This is a genomic window from Kribbella antiqua (genome assembly GCF_004345665.1).
Classification (GTDB): domain Bacteria; phylum Actinomycetota; class Actinomycetes; order Propionibacteriales; family Kribbellaceae; genus Kribbella; species Kribbella antiqua.
On record NZ_SLWR01000002.1, the window covers coordinates 658,315 to 676,387 of the forward strand.

17 protein-coding genes are annotated in these 18,073 nt (G+C 67.8%); 6 read left to right on the top strand and 11 right to left on the bottom strand.

Annotation, left to right across the window (positions count from 1 at the left end):
• Positions 1-7: 7 nt before the first annotated feature.
• From EV646_RS08965 to EV646_RS08990, 6 genes are all read right to left on the bottom strand, one after another.
• Positions 8-1,054 (bottom strand): substrate-binding domain-containing protein, encoded by a 1,047-nt coding sequence (locus EV646_RS08965; RefSeq protein WP_132145889.1) that lies wholly within the window; start codon positions 1,052-1,054, stop codon positions 8-10.
• Positions 1,055-1,067: 13 nt separating this feature from the next.
• A complete protein-coding gene (locus EV646_RS08970) occupies positions 1,068-2,099 on the bottom strand; it encodes an ABC transporter permease (protein ID WP_132145891.1) in 1,032 nt (343 codons plus the stop codon).
• A complete protein-coding gene (locus EV646_RS08975; RefSeq protein ID WP_199236879.1) occupies positions 2,096-3,598 on the bottom strand; it encodes a sugar ABC transporter ATP-binding protein in 1,503 nt (500 codons plus the stop codon). The genes EV646_RS08970 and EV646_RS08975 overlap by 4 nt, the downstream gene beginning before the upstream one ends.
• The gene (locus tag EV646_RS08980) at positions 3,595-4,866 is read right to left on the bottom strand and encodes an ROK family transcriptional regulator (protein ID WP_132145893.1); all 1,272 of its coding nucleotides are present in this window, start codon (positions 4,864-4,866) and stop codon (positions 3,595-3,597) included. The genes EV646_RS08975 and EV646_RS08980 overlap by 4 nt, the downstream gene beginning before the upstream one ends.
• Positions 4,867-4,973: 107 nt before the next feature.
• The gene (locus EV646_RS08985) at positions 4,974-5,666 is read right to left on the bottom strand and encodes a hypothetical protein (RefSeq protein ID WP_132145895.1); all 693 of its coding nucleotides are present in this window, start codon (positions 5,664-5,666) and stop codon (positions 4,974-4,976) included.
• A 239-nt stretch (positions 5,667-5,905) separates the two neighbouring features.
• Entirely contained in the window at positions 5,906-6,715 is an 810-nt protein-coding gene (locus tag EV646_RS08990; protein WP_132145897.1) for a dienelactone hydrolase family protein, read from the bottom strand.
• A gap of 129 nt (positions 6,716-6,844) precedes the next feature.
• On the opposite strand from EV646_RS08990, the gene EV646_RS08995 reads away from it, so the two are divergent.
• Positions 6,845-9,709, top strand: a complete 2,865-nt coding sequence (locus tag EV646_RS08995) for a S8 family serine peptidase (protein ID WP_199236880.1) — start codon at positions 6,845-6,847, stop codon at positions 9,707-9,709.
• Positions 9,710-9,758: 49 nt separating this feature from the next.
• On the opposite strand, the gene EV646_RS39940 is transcribed toward EV646_RS08995, so the two are convergent.
• The 3 genes from EV646_RS39940 to EV646_RS09005 all read right to left on the bottom strand — a co-directional run bounded on the left by EV646_RS39940 (position 9,759) and on the right by EV646_RS09005 (position 11,538).
• Entirely contained in the window at positions 9,759-10,247 is a 489-nt protein-coding gene (locus EV646_RS39940) for an amidohydrolase family protein (protein ID WP_241995665.1), read from the bottom strand.
• On the bottom strand, positions 10,211-10,720 hold the full coding sequence (locus EV646_RS39945) for an amidohydrolase family protein (RefSeq protein WP_241995619.1): 510 nt from the start codon (positions 10,718-10,720) through the stop codon (positions 10,211-10,213). The genes EV646_RS39940 and EV646_RS39945 overlap by 37 nt, the downstream gene beginning before the upstream one ends.
• 152 nt (positions 10,721-10,872) lie before the next feature.
• Positions 10,873-11,538: a hypothetical protein gene (locus tag EV646_RS09005; RefSeq protein WP_132145899.1), complete on the bottom strand. Its 666-nt coding sequence runs from the start codon at positions 11,536-11,538 to the stop codon at positions 10,873-10,875.
• An 88-nt stretch (positions 11,539-11,626) separates the two neighbouring features.
• Here EV646_RS09005 and EV646_RS09010 point away from each other — a divergent pair, with 88 nt between their 5' ends.
• The gene (locus tag EV646_RS09010) at positions 11,627-12,271 is read left to right on the top strand and encodes an alpha-ketoglutarate-dependent dioxygenase AlkB (RefSeq protein ID WP_132145901.1); all 645 of its coding nucleotides are present in this window, start codon (positions 11,627-11,629) and stop codon (positions 12,269-12,271) included.
• A 1-nt stretch (position 12,272) separates the two neighbouring features.
• Here EV646_RS09010 and EV646_RS09015 read toward each other — a convergent pair whose 3' ends face one another.
• Entirely contained in the window at positions 12,273-12,725 is a 453-nt protein-coding gene (locus tag EV646_RS09015) for a hypothetical protein (RefSeq protein WP_132145903.1), read from the bottom strand.
• Positions 12,726-12,880: 155 nt separating this feature from the next.
• On the opposite strand from EV646_RS09015, the gene EV646_RS09020 reads away from it, so the two are divergent.
• From EV646_RS09020 to EV646_RS09030, 3 genes are all read left to right on the top strand, one after another.
• Positions 12,881-14,125 (top strand): MFS transporter, encoded by a 1,245-nt coding sequence (locus tag EV646_RS09020; protein ID WP_132145905.1) that lies wholly within the window; start codon positions 12,881-12,883, stop codon positions 14,123-14,125.
• Between the two features lie 16 nt (positions 14,126-14,141).
• Positions 14,142-14,780 (top strand): MSMEG_1061 family FMN-dependent PPOX-type flavoprotein, encoded by a 639-nt coding sequence (locus EV646_RS09025; RefSeq protein WP_132145907.1) that lies wholly within the window; start codon positions 14,142-14,144, stop codon positions 14,778-14,780.
• A gap of 77 nt (positions 14,781-14,857) precedes the next feature.
• Positions 14,858-15,997: a sensor histidine kinase gene (locus tag EV646_RS09030; RefSeq protein ID WP_241995621.1), complete on the top strand. Its 1,140-nt coding sequence runs from the start codon at positions 14,858-14,860 to the stop codon at positions 15,995-15,997.
• Here EV646_RS09030 and EV646_RS09035 read toward each other — a convergent pair.
• The gene (locus tag EV646_RS09035) at positions 15,994-17,205 is read right to left on the bottom strand and encodes an alpha-hydroxy acid oxidase (protein ID WP_132145909.1); all 1,212 of its coding nucleotides are present in this window, start codon (positions 17,203-17,205) and stop codon (positions 15,994-15,996) included. The two genes, EV646_RS09030 and EV646_RS09035, sit on opposite strands and share 4 nt — an antisense overlap.
• A 95-nt stretch (positions 17,206-17,300) precedes the next feature.
• On the opposite strand from EV646_RS09035, the gene EV646_RS09040 reads away from it, so the two are divergent.
• Positions 17,301-17,990, top strand: a complete 690-nt coding sequence (locus EV646_RS09040; RefSeq protein WP_132145911.1) for a FadR/GntR family transcriptional regulator — start codon at positions 17,301-17,303, stop codon at positions 17,988-17,990.
• Positions 17,991-18,073 lie beyond the last annotated feature (83 nt).

Consider the following 18,073-nt stretch of genomic DNA (forward strand, 5'->3'; position numbering starts at 1 on the left):
ACTCTCCTTAGCTTTCGAAGGCAGTGGGCAGGTACTGGTCCACGTTGTCCTTGCTGACGACCGGCGCGAACAGCTGGATGGTGCGCGGGACCTCGACCTCCACCAGGTCGCCGAGGGCCTTCTTCTGCACCAGCAGCCGGGCCAGCCGGACGCCGTCCGCACCCTGCGTGGACGGGTAGATGACGGTTGCTCGCAGCAAGCTGTTGCCGGACTTGATGTCCCGCATCACGTTCGCCGAACCGGCGCCGCCGACGACGAAGAACTCCTTACGGCCCGAGTTCTTGATCGCCGCCATCACGCCGACACCCTGGTCGTCGTCGTGGTTCCAGATCGCGTCGATCTTCGGCGCCGCCTGCAACAGGTTCGCCGCGGCCTCCTCACCGGACTCGACGGTGAACTTGGCCGCCACCCGGTTGCTCACCTTCAGCCCGCAGTCGGCCAGCGCCTCCTTGAAGCCCTTGCTGCGGTCCTGAGTGAGCGGCAGCGAGTCGATCCCGGCGATCTCGGCGACCACCGCGTCCGTCTTGCCCTTCAACTGCTGGCAGACATAGGTGCCGGCCGAGACGCCCATGCCGTAGTTGTCGCCGAGGATCGTCGTACGCGCGGCGAACGGGCTGTCGAACTCGCGGTCGACGTTGACCACGGTGATCCCGGCCTCCATCGCCTTCGTCGCGACCGGCGTGAGCGCGGCGCCGTCGAACGGCAGCAACACGATCGCGTCCACCTTCTGGTTGATGAAGGTCTCCACCTGGCTGATCTGCAGGTTCACGTCGTTGGTGCCCTCGGCCACGATCAGCTCGATGTCGGAGTACTTCTTCGCCTCCGCCTGGGTCGCCTTGGTGATGGCGCCCATCCAGCCGTGGTCGGCGGCCGGCGCGGAGAACCCGATCCGCACCTTCTTGCCCGGCTCGTCGTTCTTGCCTTTGGCGACGGCCTGAGTGGCGGGCGCGTTCTTCTCGGCCTCGGGTGTGTTGCTGGTACAGCCGACCAGAGCGAGCACACTCAGACCGGCAATGGCTGTGCTGAATAAGGAGCGGGCGGCACGTGCGGACATCATTGTCCCCCTTCTATGGGCGGGTGGTGCGAGCGGCCAGACGCTGCTGGAGAAGGACGGCGATCACGATGATCAGGCCCTTGGCCACTGACTGAGCGGAGATGCTCAGGTTGTTCAAGGTGAAGACGTTGTTGAGCGTCGTGAAGATCAGTACGCCGAACACGGTGCCGACGATTGTCCCTCGGCCGCCGGACAACAGCGTGCCGCCGATGACGACCGCGGCGATCGCGTCCAGCTCGTACAACTGGCCGTGCGTCGCGCTGCCGGTCGTCGTACGGGCCATCAGCATCACGGCGGCGATCCCGCAGCACAGGCCGAGCAGGATGTAGAGGGCGACGGTGTGCCGCTGGACCTTGATGCCGGCCAGCCGGGCCGCTTCGGCGTTGCCGCCGACGGCGAACGTACGGCGGCCGAACGTCGTCCGGTTGAGCAGCACCCAACCGGCCGCGGCGACCAGCAGGAAGATCCACACCAGCACCGGTACGCCGATGAGCGAACCACCGAAGAAGTCGACGAACGGGTTGACCGTGATGATCTGCGTCCGGCGGTCGGAGATGATCTCGGCCAGACCACGCGCGGCGGCCAGCATCGCCAGTGTCGCGACGAACGGCACGATCTTGCCGTAGGCAACGAGTAGCCCATTGACCAGACCGCACGCGGCGCCGACGAGAAGCGCCGTACTGACCATCATGATCCAGTGGAAGTCCGCGGCCAGCTGCTGCGTGGCGAGTGTGGTCGCCCAGACCGAGGCGAGCGCGACCATCGCGCCGACGGACAGGTCGATCCCGCCGCCGGTGATCACGAACGTCATCCCGATGCTCACCACGCCGATGACCGCGGCAAGCCGCAGGATCGTCAGCACGTTGGCACCGCTCGCGAACCTGTCCCCCGCAGTCACGATGCCGACGATGCAGAGCAGGACCAATGCCACCACCAGGCCGACATTGCGTCCCGCGCCACTCCTCAGCAGGTTGGGCGCCCGCGCCGCCGCAGGCTGCGTGACGGTCGCCTGCGTCGATGCGGTCTGCTCAGGGGCCTCACTCACGCGACACTCCCTTCCATCACCAGGTCGAGGACCTGGTGCTCGTCGATGTCTTGCGCGGGCCCCGTGTGGACGGCCCGCCCCTCCCGCAGTACGACGACTCGGTCGGCCAGACCGAGCACCTCCTCTACCTCACTGGAGACCAGCACGATCGCGACGCCATTGGCGGCCAGCTTGTGGATCAGTGCGTAGATCTCTGACCGCGCACCGACATCGACACCGCGCGTCGGCTCGTCGAGCAGCAGCACGCGGCAGTCGCGCAGCAACCAGCGCGCGAGCACGACCTTCTGCTGGTTGCCCCCGGACAGGTTGCGCACGGGATGCTCGACACCGGAAGGACGGACATCCAACGCCCTGGCCAGCTCCGCGGCCGCTTCACGCTCGGCGCGACCGTTCAGGAAGCCGGCGCTGGCGAACCGCTGCATCGTCGAAACCGTGATGTTCTTGTAGACGGCCTCATCCAGCAGGAGCGCCTGACTCTTCCGCTCCTCCGGCGCCAACCCGACTCCGGCTTTCACTGCCGACTGCACACTGCCCGAGCGCAACAGCCGGCCGTCGACCCGGACTGATCCGGTCGCTGCCCGGCGAGCGCCGTACACCGTCTCGAGTACTTCGGAACGCCCGGAGCCGACAAGCCCGGCCAGCCCGAGGATCTCGCCGGCCCGGACGGTGAAGCCGATGTCGGCGAACTCCGCCGGCCTGGTCAGGTCAGCCACCTCGAGTACGACGGGCGCCGTACCGAGGATCTCGCGTCGCGGCGGGAAGACGTACTCGATCGAACGGCCGGTCATCAGCCGGATGAGTTCCTTGGTCGGCGTCTCGCGCGCGTCGAGGCCGGTGGCGACGGTGGCGCCGTCCTTCAGCACGGTGACACGGTCGCCGATCTGGCGGATCTCCTCGAGCCGGTGCGAGATGTAGACGACCGCGACGTCGCGTTCGGTGAGGCCTCGGATCACCCGGAACAGGTTCGCGACCTCCTCGGGGTCGAGCACCGCGGACGGCTCGTCCATCACGATCAGGCGGGCGTCGCGGGACAGCGCCCGGGCCATGCTGACCACCTGCTGCCCGGCGGCCGGGAGCGATCCGACGGTCCGGTGCGGCGGGATCTCACTGTGGCCGAGGCTGCGCAGGATCTCGCGGGCGCGGCTGGTCGCCTGGTGCCTACGGCTGAAGCCGAAGCGGGCCGGCTCGTGGCCGAGAAAGATGTTCTCGGCAACGGTCAGCTCGGGCACCAGGTCGAGTTCCTGGTAGATCGCGGCGATCCCGCGCTGGATCGCGTCGGTCGGGCTGTTGAGCCGCGCCTCTTCGCCGTTGAGGTGGATCGTGCCGGCATCAGGCTGGTGTGCGCCGGTGAGCACGCGGATGAGGGTGGACTTGCCGGCGCCGTTCTGGCCGAGCAGGCAGTGCACTTCACCTCGTCGTACGTCGAGATCCACGCCGTCAAGCGCGCGTACGCCGGGGAACTCCTTGACGATGCCGGTCATCGTGAGCAGGTCGTTCATTGCGCCACCCCGGCTTCCTCGCGGCCGATCAGGGTTGGATCGACGAAGACCTGGTCGAGCGAGATCTGCGCGCCGCCGCGGACCGCCGCGGTGAAGCCGAGCTCGGAGCGGACCACCCGGCAGCCGCCGCCGTCCGGGGCGATCACCCGGTCGCGGATCGCGGCCTCGAGCGGCTCCTGCAGCCAGGGTCCGAGGACGGCGAAGTAGCCGCCGAGGACGAGGACGTCCGGGTTCAGGACGTTCACCAGGATCGCTCCGCCGATCCCCAGCCAGTTGCCGACCTCGCTGAGAGCGGTCAGCGTCCGAGGCTCGCCGGCCTCGGCCCGCGCGGTGATCTCGGCCAGTCGCTGCTCGACGTCCAGCGACGGATCGCGGACCGGGTCGTCCTCATCTGTTGCCTTGTGCAACAGTGCGGTCAGGCCGACGACCGTCTCCCAGCAACCGGTCCGGCCGCAGCCGCAGACCCTGCCGTCCGGCGCGACCGGCATGTGCCCGACCTCGCCGCTGTAGCCGTGCCCGCCGCGCAGCAGATGCCCGTTCGACACCACGCCGCCACCGACACCCACCGCACCGGTCAGCAGCACGATGTCCTGCACCGGCTCGACCTTGTGCATCTCCGAGTACGCCGCCAGTGCGGCGAGATTCGCCTCGTTGTCGACATGCAGTGGGTACGACGGATCGCCGAGCCGCCGACGCATCTCCCGGATCACCGGGACCTGGCTCCAGCCGAGGTTCGGGGCCAGCTTGAGCTCGCCGGTGTGGCCTTGGACAAGACCGGGAACGGCGAGTGTCACGCCGGCCAACTGACCATTGCGCGCATCCACTGCGGCCACTGCTTCGTGGATCAGCTCGGCCAGCCGGTCGAGCGTCGTACTCGGGTCGAGGTGGGCGACGTCGATGGGGACGCGGCGCTCGCTGACGGTGTCGCCGGCCAGGTCGAGGGCGGTGACGGCGAGGTAGTCGACGTTGATCTCGGCGCCGACGCCGCACACTCCACTGCCGTCGAGTTCGACGAGTTGTCCGGGGCGGCCGAGGGCCCGGGTGGAGTCGGCCATGCCTTCGCGGAGCAAGCCGCGCTCGACGAGTTCGGCGACGAGGCTGCTGACGGTCGCTTTGTTGAGGCCGGTGTCGGCGGCGATGCGGGCGCGCGACCGTGGCCCGAGTTCGCGGACGTGACGCAGTACGACGGAGAGATTGTTGCGGCGCAGCGACACGTGATCCGCGGCGACGACGCGGCTGCCCGGGCGACTGCCTCCGCTCAACGTCATCCGCGCCACCCCTTCGCCGCCGACGAGACTTAGTCTGTTGATCCAACAAACTAAGTACGGCGCGTGTCAGGCGTCAAGAGGTGAGGCCATGGTTCTCGGAAGAGTTCTCAGAAGAGTTCGAGGCTGTCCGAGGCGAGGGTGATGACGGCGTTCTCGAAGTAGAGCCGGCAGGCGATCGCGTGGCCGGCGCAGGTGAGCAGGGCCGGACCGGCGGCGTCGACGACGCGGTAGGCGACCGGGTGCTCGCAACGCTCGACGGCGCCTTCGTTCTCGAGGTGGCAGCCAAGGACACGGCAGCTGACGCTCTCACCGACGTTCATCAGAGTCAGGCCGTGCTCAGGGCAGACGCCCCAGCCGACGCCACAGGACTGGCCTTCGTTCGCGGCCAGGCGGACCAAGCCGCCGGCGGTCGCCTCGAGCTTCCCAGCCAGGGCCCGGAACGTGCTCGCGGCCTGGTCGAGATCCCGGCGGAAGCGGCGCAGCTCGACGGTCTCCGGCATACCGCGGGTGGCGGCCTCGAGGTTCTCCGACAGCGCCATCGCGGCGAGGGCGATCTCGTCGACGCGGACGGGCGTGTTGAACTCGCCGAACGCCGTACCGTTCACGCGGGTGTCGGACGCGACCTGAGTCGTCCAGTGCTCTTCTGGTTTCTCGGCGATAGGGTCGGCGGCCGTCTCGTCCACAGGGACCGGATCGAGGTGAGGTTCCGGCTGCGTAGCGTGACCGTTGGTTCCGTTGGCCGCCGCGGTGCCGTTCTCCTTCACCGGGAGCCGGCTTTCCTGTGCTGTCCGCCCGTTCATGCAGCCTCACTGTTCTGCGTGGCCATGGCCATGCTCCCCCTGATGTACCTCCGGTGGCCGATCGTGCCATGTCTCAGGTACCCGCGACCAGAGGAAATCACCCAGCGTCACCCACCGCTCCCCCTCACTTGCACACCGCAACGATCCGCCCCCGACTCCGGCCCAATTCCCCACTCTGCGTCCGCGTAATCACACGCTTTGCATTCCTCAACGCGGCTTTAACATTTCCGTACGCACGGTCACTGTGGCGTCGCAATGAGGTGTTCGCGAAGGAATTCGACCGTACGCGCGCGGGCCTTCAGGGCCGAGTTCGGCGGGTCCTCGCGGAGGTCCCGGGTCAGCACCGAATGAGCCGACTTGCGGTAGTGGTCCGGGTTGCCCGGACTGCTGTCGAGCTCGATCACCTCGAATGCGTCGCCGAGCTGTTCGCGCAGGGTCATGAAGCGCTCTGCCGGTGACATCCGGTCATGACTGAACCGCAGTCCCAGCACGCACAGACCGTCCGTCCGCGTCCGCTCCTTCACCACCTCGAGCTCCTGGCGCGACAACCCGGCGTCGCGCCGCAGCCGGCCACTGACCGCGAAGGGCGTCGACGGCTGGCTGAGCACCGGCGCCCTGACCACGTCCTCGACCGCCGTGGCCAACGCGAACCCGCCGGTGAAGCACATCCCGATCACGCCGACCCCGCGTCCCGGCGTACGCGCGGCCAGCTCGGTGGCGACGGCCCGCAGGTACTTCGTGATCGGCCGTTCGGCATCGGCGGCGAACGCGCGGAACTCCTTCGTGACGCACATCCGGGCGACGACGCCCATTGCATACCCGGTGGTCTCCGGGCGTCCCGGCGTACCGAACGGGGACGGGATGACGACCGTGAACCCTTCCGCGACGAGGTGATCACCGAAGCCGAGCACCTCAGGAGTCAGACCGGGGATCTCGGGGATGAGCACGACGCCCGGCCCTTCGCCCTTCTCGAAGCAGTCGTAGGTCAGCCCGGCGCCGGTGAACGGCGACCGCGTCCAGCCGGTCAGATCAGACGTCGGTGCCGTCATCGCGCCTCCAAGGGTGGTGTCCCGTGGATCGTAGTTGCAGCTATTGACATCGGGCCGGTTGGACGAAGCGATCCATACCTCTGCCATACTCCGGGCCACTGTCACTTTGAGACCCTTGGGGGGGTCCTGATGTTCCGCCCTGTTCATTTGTTGCGCCTCGCTGTGCCCGCGGCCCTCGTCGCAGGCGGGTTGGTCGTGCTGGCCAGTTCCTCCGGCTCCGCGGCTGAGCCCGGTCCGTACCGGCCGCCGGTCGCCACGAAGCGCTCCCCCGCCACACCGCAGTACGAACCGAACTCGGTAATGGTCAAGTTCAAGAAGTCCGCCTCGGCGTCCGCGCGGAAGTCTGCGGTCTCCAAGCTCCGGACCACGACCGAGGACTCGGTCTCGGCCGGTGTGGTCAAGCTGACCGGCAGCGTCTCAGCGCCGGAGCTGCTGAAGAAGGTGAAGGCCGACAAGACGGTCGAGCTTGCCTCGCTCAACTACGTCCGCCGGATCTCGGCCACGCCGAACGACGACTACTACCCCGTCTTCGACGGTGTCGGCCAGTCGCCGTACCTGAACACCGTCCGCATGCCGCAGGCCTGGGACCTGTCGAAGTCGACCGGCAGCCAGACCGTCGCCGTCCTCGACACCGGTGTCGACGCCGGTCACCCGGACCTGGCCGGCCGCCTCGTGCCCGGCTACAACGCGATCACGAATGTCGCGCAGACGCCGGTGGACGACAACGGCCACGGCACCATGACGCTCGGCATCATCGCCGCGAACACCAACAACACCATCGGTATCGCCGGCGTCGGCTGGTCCGCCAAGGCGATGCCGGTCAAGGTGCTCGACGCCGAGGGCTCCGGGTACGACGACGACATCGCCGAGGGCATCGACTGGGCCGTTGCCCACGGCGCCAAGGTGATCAACATGTCGCTCGGCGGCCCGGGTGACAACGCGGTCCTGCACGACGCGGTGAAGAACGCCGTCGCCAAGGGCGTTGTCGTGGTTGTTGCTGCAGGCAATGACGGGACCGACGTACCGCAGTTCCCGGCGTCGTACTCCGAGGTGATCGCGGTCGCGGCCGCCAACGAGGGTGGCGCGCTGACCGACTTCAGCAGCTACGGCAACTGGGTCGACGTCGCTGCTCCCGGCTGGAACATCATCAGTACCGGCGTTCGCTCGATGACCCCGGCCGGCTACGACCCCTACTGGTACTGCACCGGTACGTCGTGCTCCGCGCCGATCGTCACGGGTATCGCAGCCCTGGTGAAGAACAAGTGGCCTTCGTGGACGCCGGCGCAGATCGCGGCCCGGATCAAGACCACGGCGCGTGACGCCGGTCCGCGCGGCGCCGATCCGTACTACGGCTACGGCAACGTGGACGCGTACGCCGCTCTCGGCGGCCGCTGGACCACGGACTTCGCGGTCAACACGCCAGACGGCAACGACCAGCCGGCTCGGGCCGTGGCCCTGACGAGCGGAACCAGCTCCACCATCAACACCGAGGGCGAGGTCGACTGGTACAAGGTCAACTCGGCCGCGGCGCGGAACCTCACGGTGAAGCTGACCGGCCCGGTCTACGACTACGACGTACCGGCGAACATCGGCCCACGGGTCGACGTATACGACGCCGACCTGAAGTCCCTGGGGCATGCGGTGAACCCGTTCCCGGCCGACTACGACCCGGAGAACAAGCAGCCGCTGACCGCGACCGTGGACGTCAGCGTCCCGGCCGGTGACGCGTTCATTGCCGTACGCAACGACAATGGGTCGCGGGACAGTCGCTATTACACCTTGAGCATCACAGAGGGCGGCGCGGGCGGATCGAGCGCTGCGGTTGACTACCCGGTGCGGAACGTGGCGCCGAACGATCTCTGGCGCGGTTCTGCGGTGACGACCAAGCCGACGGTGACGTTCGCGCGTGAGGTGCTCGCTTCGTCGGTGACTGGCAGCACTGTTCGGCTGGTGAACGCCAAGGCCGGCACCGCGGTTGCGGGCAGCGTTTCCTACGACGCGGCGACCAAGCAGGCGGTGTTCACGCCGTCGGCTGCGCTGCGGGACAACACGCCGTACAAGCTCGTCGTCAGTGGTGTGCAGGACGCGGGCGGGACTGCGCTCGCGACGTTCAGCAGTGTCTTTGCGACTGCTGACAACGCTCCTCCCGCGGTGGGGTCGTTCGATGCCAGCGGTGCACCCGAGGCGGCCAACCTGTCCTGGACGGTGCCGGCGCTGAGCGACCTCGATCAGGTCATCGTCCGGCGCAACGCGAGCAACACCGTGCCGACGCTGACGACCGGAACGCAGGTGTACGCCGGCACGGGTACGTCGGTGAAGAACACCGGGCTGAAGCAGGGCGTGACGTACACCTGGGCCGCCTGGGTGAAGGACCGCAGCGGCAAGGTCAGCCCGGCCGCGGTGACCCGGCTGATCGGGATGAAGTCCAGCATCGCCACGACGTCGACCCTGATCACCAACGGCACCTCGGTCACGCTGAAGGGCAGCGTGCTGCGGATCGACAACAAGGCGTACGCCGGTCTGCCGGTCAACTTGTACGTGCGGCCGAACGGCGCGACGTCGTTCACGCGGCTGGCGACGGTCAAGGCGACGTCGACCGGCGCGCTCAGCTACGCCTACAAGCCGTCACGGTCGTCGGTGTTCACCTACGTGTTCGGCGGCAACGCGGACCTGATGAGCACCCGTACGCCGTATGTCACCGTCCAGGTGCGGCCGGCGATCACGGCGTCGTTGTCGCCGGCAACGGTCCGGCCGCATCAGCTCTCGTATTTCGCCGGGAAGGTCACCCCGTGGCACACCGGCAAGACGGTGTACCTGCAGCAGTACACGAACGGCGCCTGGAAGACGGTCACATCGACCAAGTTGACCAGCTCGGGCGGTTACACGTTCGGCCTCTTCAAGACCACGGGCAAGTACTCTTACCGGCTGCTGTGCCCGGCTGATTTCGACCACGCTCAGGCGATCTCGGCCACGAAGGTACTGACGGTCAGCTGAGGTCACGTGCGCCCCGGCCCTTGTTTCGAAGGGCTGGGGCGCACTGCTGTCAGGGGGCGTAGTGCTGGACGGCGCCGCCTTTGGACAGGTCTACGAGCGTGTGGGCCAGGTCTTTGGCGTCCGCGAGTACTTCGTCCAGGTCCATGGTGATGAGCTGGCGATCGCGTACGACGATCTCGCCGTCGACGAGGACTGTGACGACGTCCGATGCGCGGGCGGAGTAGACGAGCGCGGCTCTTGGGTCGTGGAGGGGTTGGCAGTGCGGGCCGGAGAGGTCGACCAGGGCGATGTCGGCTCGGCGGCCTACTTCGATCGCTCCGATCTCGTTGGTGAGGCCTGCTGCTGCGGCGCCGCCTCTGGTGGCGAGCCTGAGGGTGTCGGAGATCGTCATCCACTCGGCGTCTTGCTCGCGCTGCTTCTGGGTGAGGGCGACCATGCGGAGCGATTCCCAGACGTCCAGGGTGTTGTGGACGGCCGCTCCGTCGGTGCCGACGCCGATGGTTAGGCCGACGGATTGCAGTCTCTTGATCGGGGTGATCCGGTGGAGGAAAAGAAGGTGGGCGCGAGGTCCGCGCGAATGCCGGACTCGAGGGCAGCGTCGGCGATCTGGTCGGCGTGGAAGTAGTGGTCGACGAACGTGGTCACGCCGGCAAGCAACATCTCCGCACAAGCCAGCCGCGCACCGACCCGAACCCGCTCAGGCGTCAGATTCACCTCCATCGGCCAGATCCGCCGATTGAACCAGTCGTCGATCGACACATCCTCCGCCGCACCCCGCATCATCACCATCGGACTGTGCGTATGCGAATTGACCAACCCCGGCACCGCCACCAGCCCACTCCCATCAATCACCTCCACCCCCTCCCCCGCACGGCCGGCGGTGATGGTGGTTGGGGTGATGGTGGTGATGCGGCCGTTGTGGATGTGGATGTCTTGGGCTGGGTCGACTCGGCATTCGCCGGACTCGGGCACGATCAGTACGGAGACGTTGCGGATCAGCAGTCTGGTCATCCGTCCTCCTGCAGCGTGGTCGTCGTATTGCAGTCTCGTGCACAGGACGGGCCACTCCATGCCTACACAGGAGACCCACCCGTCGCCGGACCTCGCGGGGTAACCCGCCGCGACGCCGCAACCCGCGCGAGTCCCGTCCTCAGCGGGTGTGGTCAATCGGTCTCGTTGTCGGTGGGGTGTGAGGCGAGGAGGGTTAGGGCGGCGCGGTAGCCGTGGTGGGCGGGAAGGAAGACGAGGGTTGCGTATAGGAGGGCCGTTGCGGCACCTACCAGGACTGTGCCTAGACCGCCAGTTCCGGCGGTGTTTGCGAGGACTGCGCCGAGGCCGGCGGCGATGATGATGTTCACGGCGCCGGCGAAAACGAAGGCGCTGGCGAGGAAGTGGGAGAGGCCGCTGCGCTTCACGTCCATGTCGTACGTGCGCAGGATCCCGGCCGGATCATCCGTCCAGCCGGTCACCAGGTAGTCCTTGATCCCTGGGTCAATCTCGAGGTACGCGGCCCGCAGCCGGTTCATCCCGGCGACGAACATCAGGTCCTGCTGGCTCGCGTTGCGTACGCGGAGCGCCGTCAGCGTACCGGTGATCAGCACAGAGGTCCCGAGCCATACCGCGAGGATGCGGAACGAGTTGTTCACTCCGACCACCTGCAGCGTGAGCGCGAGCACGACCAGCGATGCGGACGCGAACGTGAACTGGGCGGTGATCCGGCCCATCACCTCGGACCAGGTCTGGCTGCGCGTGGCCAGCAGGCTCCAGTGCTCGGTGGCGAGGAGCTGCGCCCGGACCGCAGGGCCCGCCCCGCCCGGATCTTCGGTCATACCGCCCATCATCCGCGCGGATCCCGCCGCGCGCACGCGACCGGAAGTCGAGGGGAACAGATGTTCGAATCTCGGGTATGGTGGGGGCATGGGTGCTGATCTTCAGGGCTCGTTGCTGGATGCGTTCGAGGATCCTGCGCTGGGTTCGCTGAGCGAGGTTCGGCGGACGGAGCTCGGGCGTGGCGCATGGATCGACGTACTGCCGCGGTGGTTGACCGGGGCGGATCAGGTGTACGAGCGGCTGGCGCATGACGTGCCGTGGCAGGCGGAGCGCCGGCAGATGTACGACCGGGTGGTCGACGTGCCGCGGCTGCTCTGCTTCTACGGGGAGAACGAGGAGCTGCCGCTGCCGATCCTCGACGAGGCTCGCGACCTGCTCAGTGCGCACTACACCGAAGAGCTGGGTGAACCGTTCCGTACGGCGGGGTTGTGCTTCTACCGGGACGGACGGGACAGCGTTGCCTGGCACGGCGACCGGATCGGCCGCGGCAACCACGAGGACACCATGGTCGCGATCCTGTCCGTCGGCGAACCACGCGTGCTGGCGCTGCGACCACGGCCAGGTGGCTCCAGCGGGCCGGTGAGCTCGACGGTCCGGTATCCGCTCGGCCACGGCGACCTGATCGTGATGGGCGGCTCCTGCCAACGCACCTGGGAACACGCCATCCCCAAAGCCTCCGGCCACGTCGGCCCCCGCATCAGCATCCAATTCCGCCCCCGCGGCGTCCGCTGACTCAGGCGGCGGCATGGGTCGCCGCCAACGGCTGGTAGATGTGGTTGGCCGACGCGATGTAGAAGCCGATCAGCCGGACGCCGGCGGCATGGCAGATGTGCGTGGCGGCTTCGGCCCACTCGTTATCCAGCTCAGGCCAGAAGTCGGGGCCCGGGCGTCCGAGCGCGAGCAGGAGGGACGTGCCGGGGGCGGTGTGGACTGCGGGCATGACCGCGCCGAGGGCCGTCGAGCACAGCTCGCTCGGCCTCAGACTCGGCATCAGGTGCCTGAACTCGGAGGGCAGGTCGATGGCGACGGCGGCCTGGTAGCGGTCGTCGCTGTCGCAGATCACGACAGTGAACGTGCCGCGCTGGCGGTCGCCGAGACTCACGAGGAGGTCGACGACATCCGCGGTCAGCGCCGGGTCGGAGAGAGGTTGGTCGGACCACGTTTCGGGGAGATTTTCGAAGCTCATACCTACAAGGTGCCGTCGTTTCGACCCCGATTCCGAGTTATCCACAGACCAATTTCCGAGCTCAAAGTGGCCCATCTGAGCGGGACGAAAATGGATCTGCCCGCTGGGCCGCCACCCTCCTAGGCTCGAGTCATACCGAGCCGAGGGAGACTCCGATGAGCATCACTGCAGAGCGCGTGCAACGACCAGGCGTATTGCCTCCGAAGGGCGCGTCGCGGGACTTGGCGTTTGCGCAGCTGGCGAACTCGGTGGGTGATGGCGCGTTCATCGTCACCTCGGCGTTGTTCTTCACTCGGGTGGTCGGGCTGTCGACTGCTCAGGTCGGCCTGGGGCTGACGATCGCCTGGCTGGTCGGATTCCTGACCGGTGTCCCGCTGGGCAACCTTGCCGACCGTCGCGGCGCTCGCCAAGTCGCCGTACTGCTGGCACTCACCACAGCGGTCTCTGTCGGCTCGTTCCTGTTCGTGCGGAGCTTCCCGCTGTTTCTGCTCGCCGCGATCGCCTACGCGAGCAGCCAGACCGGTCTCACGGCCGCACGGCAGGCGCTCCTCGCCGGACTGGTAGATCCAGCCGAGCGAACCCGCATCCGCGCATTCCTGCAATCCACAGTGAACGCTGGACTCGCGGTAGGCGCCGCACTCGGCGGAATCGCGCTCCACTTCGACACAGCACCGGCGTACCTGACAGTCTTCGCTCTCGACGCCCTGAGCTTCCTGATCGCGGCCCGCCTGATCCACCGCGTCCCAGCAGTCGCGATCACCGCCAAAGCAGAGGGCGAGCCGCGTCTCGCCGTACTGCATGATCGTCCGTACGCCGTACTCGCACTGCTCAACGCCATCATGCTGCTCTTCATGCCGCTGCTGAGCCTCGTTGCTCCGCTGTGGATCGTCACCCGGACCAACGCACCGGACTGGGTCGTGGCGTCGCTGCTGATCGTCAACACCATCGGCGTCACGCTCTTTCAGGTCCGGACAGCCCGCAGCGTCAAAGACCTCCGCACCGCCACTCGCTCCATCCGGTACGCCGGAATCGCGATGCTGGCGGCCTGCGCCGTCTTCGCCTTCTCAGCAACCAACCTGAGCGCCACGGCCGCTGCCGTCGTACTGGTGCTCGCCGCCGCGCTCCTGACCCTCGGCGAGATGAAGCTGGCGTCAGGCGCGTGGGAGATCAGCTTCGGTCTCGCACCACAGAACAAGCAGGGGCAGTACCAAGGCTTCTTCGGCACCGGCCCCGCGATCGCCCGCATGATCGGCCCGGCGCTGCTCACGACCGTCGTACTCGACTGGGGTCCGATCGGCTGGATCGCTGTGGGTGCACTGTTCCTGGGTACCAGTTGCGCAACTGGTCCCGCCGTACGATGGGCAGCACGGACGAGGACCGCAACGACGCGGTCCAAGTAAAGGAGAACGCTGCCTGATGGAGATTCCTGGACTGGTCGAGATCACGACGTACGACGAGCTGCGCGAGGTGGTACCCGCACCACTGGCAGCCGCCGCGGGCAAGTCCCGCAAGGAGCTGCACGAGCTCGACAGGCAGTGGCTGGCCGCATCGCCGTTCTGCCTCATCGCCACCTCCGCCGCGGACGGCACCTGCGACGTCTCCCCCAAGGGCGACCCGGCCGGCTTCACCAAGATCTTCGACGACAGCACGATCGCCATCCCCGAACGCGCGGGCAACCGCCGCGTCGACGGCTTCACCAACATCCTCACCAACCCGCACGTCGGGCTGATCTACTTCATCCCCGGGCGCGGTGACACGCTCCGGATCAACGGCCGGGCGCGGATCGTCAAGGAAGCGCCGTTCTTCGACGACATGATCGTCAAGGGCAACCGTCCTCAACTGGCGCTGCTGGTGGAGATCGAGGAGATCTTCCACCACTGCTCGAAGTCGTTCCTGCGCTCGCAACTGTGGAAGCCTGAGACCTGGGAGCCGGAGGCGATGCCGAGCCGGGCGAAGATCTCGAAGACGCTGGAGCGGCAGAACGACGACCTGGCCGAGCTCGAGCAGTACTACGGCAAGACCTACGAAGAGGGCATCTACAAGGTCAAGTACTGAGTACCGCGTACGACGCAGGCCGAAGTACTCCCTGGCGACGATGACACCTGACCGCGTCGCCCTCTAGGTTTCGTAGTGTGACCGCGACTGAGCCGAGCGCCGTACCCACCGCCTGGGACCGGGTACGGCGGATCGCGCTGCCCGCGGTCCTCTCGGTCATCACTGTGGCCGGGTCCTTCGGGGCATCCCGAGGGGAACCGGAGCGCCGGGCCGCCGACTGGTTCATGGTGGTCCTGATCCTGACCGCGACAGTGTCGCTCTACTGGCTCCGGCAGCGGCCGGTTCCGGTGCTGTGGGCAACGGTCGTCTCGACCCTCGTCTACATGCTGATGCAGTACGCGTACGGCCCGGTCATCTTCGCCTTCGTCATCGCCGCCTTCACCGTCATCCGCGTCGGCCATCGACTCGCGGGCTGGGCAGGCATCGTCGCCCTGTACGTCGGTCACGTCGGCGGCCGGATCATCCTCGGCATCAACGAGCAAGGTGTGTACCAGATCCTCCTGGTCGGCACGTGCTTCGTCGTACTCGGAGTCATCGCCGAGCTCTTCCGCGCGCGCTATGAGCGAGTCAGCGCCGCGGCGCGGACCCGGCGCGAGGCCGAGCTGCGGAAGGCCGGCGAGGAGCGGCTGCGGATCGCGCAGGAACTCCACGACGTGGTGGCGCACCACATCTCGCTGATCAACGTCCAGGCGTCGACCGCCCTGCACCTGGTCGATCGCCAACCCGAGCAGGCCGCGCCGGCGCTCGCAGCCATCAAGGACGCGAGCAAGGAAGCGCTCGTCGAGCTGCGATCGATCGTCGGCATCCTGCGCCAAACCGATGAGTCCGCGCCCCGGCAACCCGTCGCCGGGCTCGACCGGCTGGAGCACCTCGTCAGCCGTACGTCGCGCGCCGGCCTCGAGGTCCACACGATCATCCACGGCGATCCACAACCCTTGCCGACCGGGCTGGACCGCGCCGCGTTCCGCATCATCCAGGAGTCGCTCACCAACATCGTCCGCCACGCCAAGGCAAACGAGGCGACCGTCCGGATCCAGTACGGCGAACAGGCGCTCGTACTGCAGGTGGATGACGACGGTCAGTCGCTCACCGGGCCACCGAAGGAAGGCAACGGCATCATCGGCATGCGAGAACGCGCCACCGCCCTCGGCGGCACCCTCACGGCGACCCGCACACCCACCGGAGGCATGCGGATCACCGCGCAGCTACCGCTCTAGGGGAGTCGGACGTGGGACGGGTTGAGGTCGGCGACCCGGGAGACGCCGAGGAGGGCCATGGTGCGACGTACCTCCTTGGTCAGGATCTCGGCAGCTCGGGCCACGCCACGCTGGCCGCCGGCCATCAAGCCGTAGAGGTACGCGCGGCCGACCAGGCACGCGTCGGCACCGAGAGCGATCGCGGCGACGATGTCGGCGCCCGAGAGGATGCCAGTGTCGAGGTAGATCTCGGCGTCGCTGCCCACGGCCTTTCGGACCTCCGGGAGGATGCGCAGCGGTGTAGGCGCGCGGTCCAGCTGACGGCCGCCGTGGTTGGACAGGACGATCGCATCCGCGCCGGCGTCCACCACCCGGCGCGCGTCGTCGACGGTCTGGATGCCTTTGACAATCAACGGCCCGTCCCAGATGGACCGCAGCCAGTTGAGGTCGTCGATGGTCATGGTCGGGTCGAACAGCTTGTCCAGCAGCTCGGCGACCGTGCCGTCCCAGGTCGACAGTGAGGCGAAGGTCAGCGGCCGAGTGGTGAGCAGGTTGGCCCACCAGGCGGGATGGAGCGACGCGTCCAGCACGGTCTTCGCCGTAAGCGACGGCGGGATGGTGAAGCCGTTGCGCACGTCGCGCAGCCGCGCACCGGCAACCGGTACGTCGACCGTCAGCATCAGCGCCTCGTAGCCCGCCGCAGCCGACCGCTTCACCAGGTCCTCCCCGGCGTCGCGGTCCTTCCACACGTAGAGCTGGAACCACTTGCGCGCGTCCGGAGCAGCCGCAGCAACGTCCTCGATCGACGTCGTGCCCATGGTGGACAGCGCGTACGGGATGCCGATTTCCTCGGCGACCTTGACGACCGCGCTCTCACCCTCGTGGTTCATCATCCGGGTGAAGCCGGTCGGCGCGAACGCGAACGGCAGCTCCGAGCGGCCGCCGAGAATCGACGTACCGAGATCGAGGTCGGACACGTCGCGCAGGATCGACGGCTGCAACTCCAGCTCGGCGAACAGCCGGCGGGACCGGCGCAGGCTGATCTCCGCCTCGGCCGCGCCGTCGGTGTAGTCGAACACGGACCGCGGCGTACGGCGCTTGGCGATCGCGCGCAGGTCGGGGATGGTGAGCGCCTTCTCGAGCCGGCGTTCGGTCGGATTCACCGTGATCGGCTTCGGCCGCAGCAGCGGCTTCAGCTCGGACCATTTGGGGAGCTGTCGGTCGGTCATCAGTACTCCGGGGGCCGGCTGGATCATGTGGTCGGACCACAGCCTAGCGTGTGGTCTGACCACACGGCTAGAGTTCTCCCCATGGGGAGCCGTGGGTGAAGAACTACGAGCTGGTCCTGCATCGGGTCGAGGCCGAGCTGGCGGCCGGGCGGTTGCGGATCGGTGAGCGGCTGCCCGGGGAGCGGGTGCTGGCGGAGCAGCTGGGGATCAGCCGGCCGTCGGTGCGGGAGGCGGTTCGGGTGCTCGAGGCGATGGGCGTCGTACGGACGGCAACCGGGTCCGGGCCGGAGGCGGGTGCGGTGATCGTCGCGGAGCCGGTGTCGCCGCTGACCGCCGTACTGCGGTTGCATCTGGCAACCAATCACCTGCCGATGGGCGACGTCGTCCAGACCCGCATCCTGCTGGAGTCCTGGGCCGCCCGGGAAGCCGCCGAGCAGCAGGCGAACGCCGATGAGCTCGAGATTCTGCTCGACGCCATGGATGCTCCCGGGCTCTCACCCGAGGAGTTCCATCGGCTCGATGCCGAGTTCCACGTGGCATTGTCCGGACTGGCGGGGAACGTGCTGATCGCGGCGGTGATGGCGTCGTTGCGTTCGGCGATCCACGGGTACGTGCTGGCCGCCGTACCCAACCTGCCCGACTGGGAGGCGACCACAGTCGGGCTGCGAGCCGAGCACCGCGCGATCCTGAAGGCGGTCCGCGCCGGCGAGCCCGACGACGCCGCCGACCTGATAACCGCCCACATCCGAGGCTTCTACCAGGCCGCGCGCCTCAACATGCCCTAGCAGCGACGACCTCACCCGAAGTCGGCGACTCACCGACTTTGGTCGGTGGTGGCGGACGGCGGCCGCGGCCTAGGGTCGGCGGC

Coding starts and splice junctions, on each gene's coding strand:
- EV646_RS08965 (WP_132145889.1), bottom strand. CDS start 1,054: ATGTCCGCACGTGCCGCCCGCTCCTTATTCAGCACAGCCATTGCCGGT.
- EV646_RS08975 (WP_199236879.1), bottom strand. CDS start 3,598: ATGAACGACCTGCTCACGATGACCGGCATCGTCAAGGAGTTCCCCGGC.
- EV646_RS08980 (WP_132145893.1), bottom strand. CDS start 4,866: ATGACGTTGAGCGGAGGCAGTCGCCCGGGCAGCCGCGTCGTCGCCGCG.
- EV646_RS08985 (WP_132145895.1), bottom strand. CDS start 5,666: ATGAACGGGCGGACAGCACAGGAAAGCCGGCTCCCGGTGAAGGAGAAC.
- EV646_RS08990 (WP_132145897.1), bottom strand. CDS start 6,715: ATGACGGCACCGACGTCTGATCTGACCGGCTGGACGCGGTCGCCGTTC.
- EV646_RS08995 (WP_199236880.1), top strand. CDS start 6,845: ATGTTCCGCCCTGTTCATTTGTTGCGCCTCGCTGTGCCCGCGGCCCTC.
- EV646_RS39945 (WP_241995619.1), bottom strand. CDS start 10,720: ATGACCAGACTGCTGATCCGCAACGTCTCCGTACTGATCGTGCCCGAG.
- EV646_RS09005 (WP_132145899.1), bottom strand. CDS start 11,538: ATGACCGAAGATCCGGGCGGGGCGGGCCCTGCGGTCCGGGCGCAGCTC.
- EV646_RS09010 (WP_132145901.1), top strand. CDS start 11,627: ATGGGTGCTGATCTTCAGGGCTCGTTGCTGGATGCGTTCGAGGATCCT.
- EV646_RS09015 (WP_132145903.1), bottom strand. CDS start 12,725: ATGAGCTTCGAAAATCTCCCCGAAACGTGGTCCGACCAACCTCTCTCC.
- EV646_RS09020 (WP_132145905.1), top strand. CDS start 12,881: ATGAGCATCACTGCAGAGCGCGTGCAACGACCAGGCGTATTGCCTCCG.
- EV646_RS09025 (WP_132145907.1), top strand. CDS start 14,142: ATGGAGATTCCTGGACTGGTCGAGATCACGACGTACGACGAGCTGCGC.
- EV646_RS09035 (WP_132145909.1), bottom strand. CDS start 17,205: ATGACCGACCGACAGCTCCCCAAATGGTCCGAGCTGAAGCCGCTGCTG.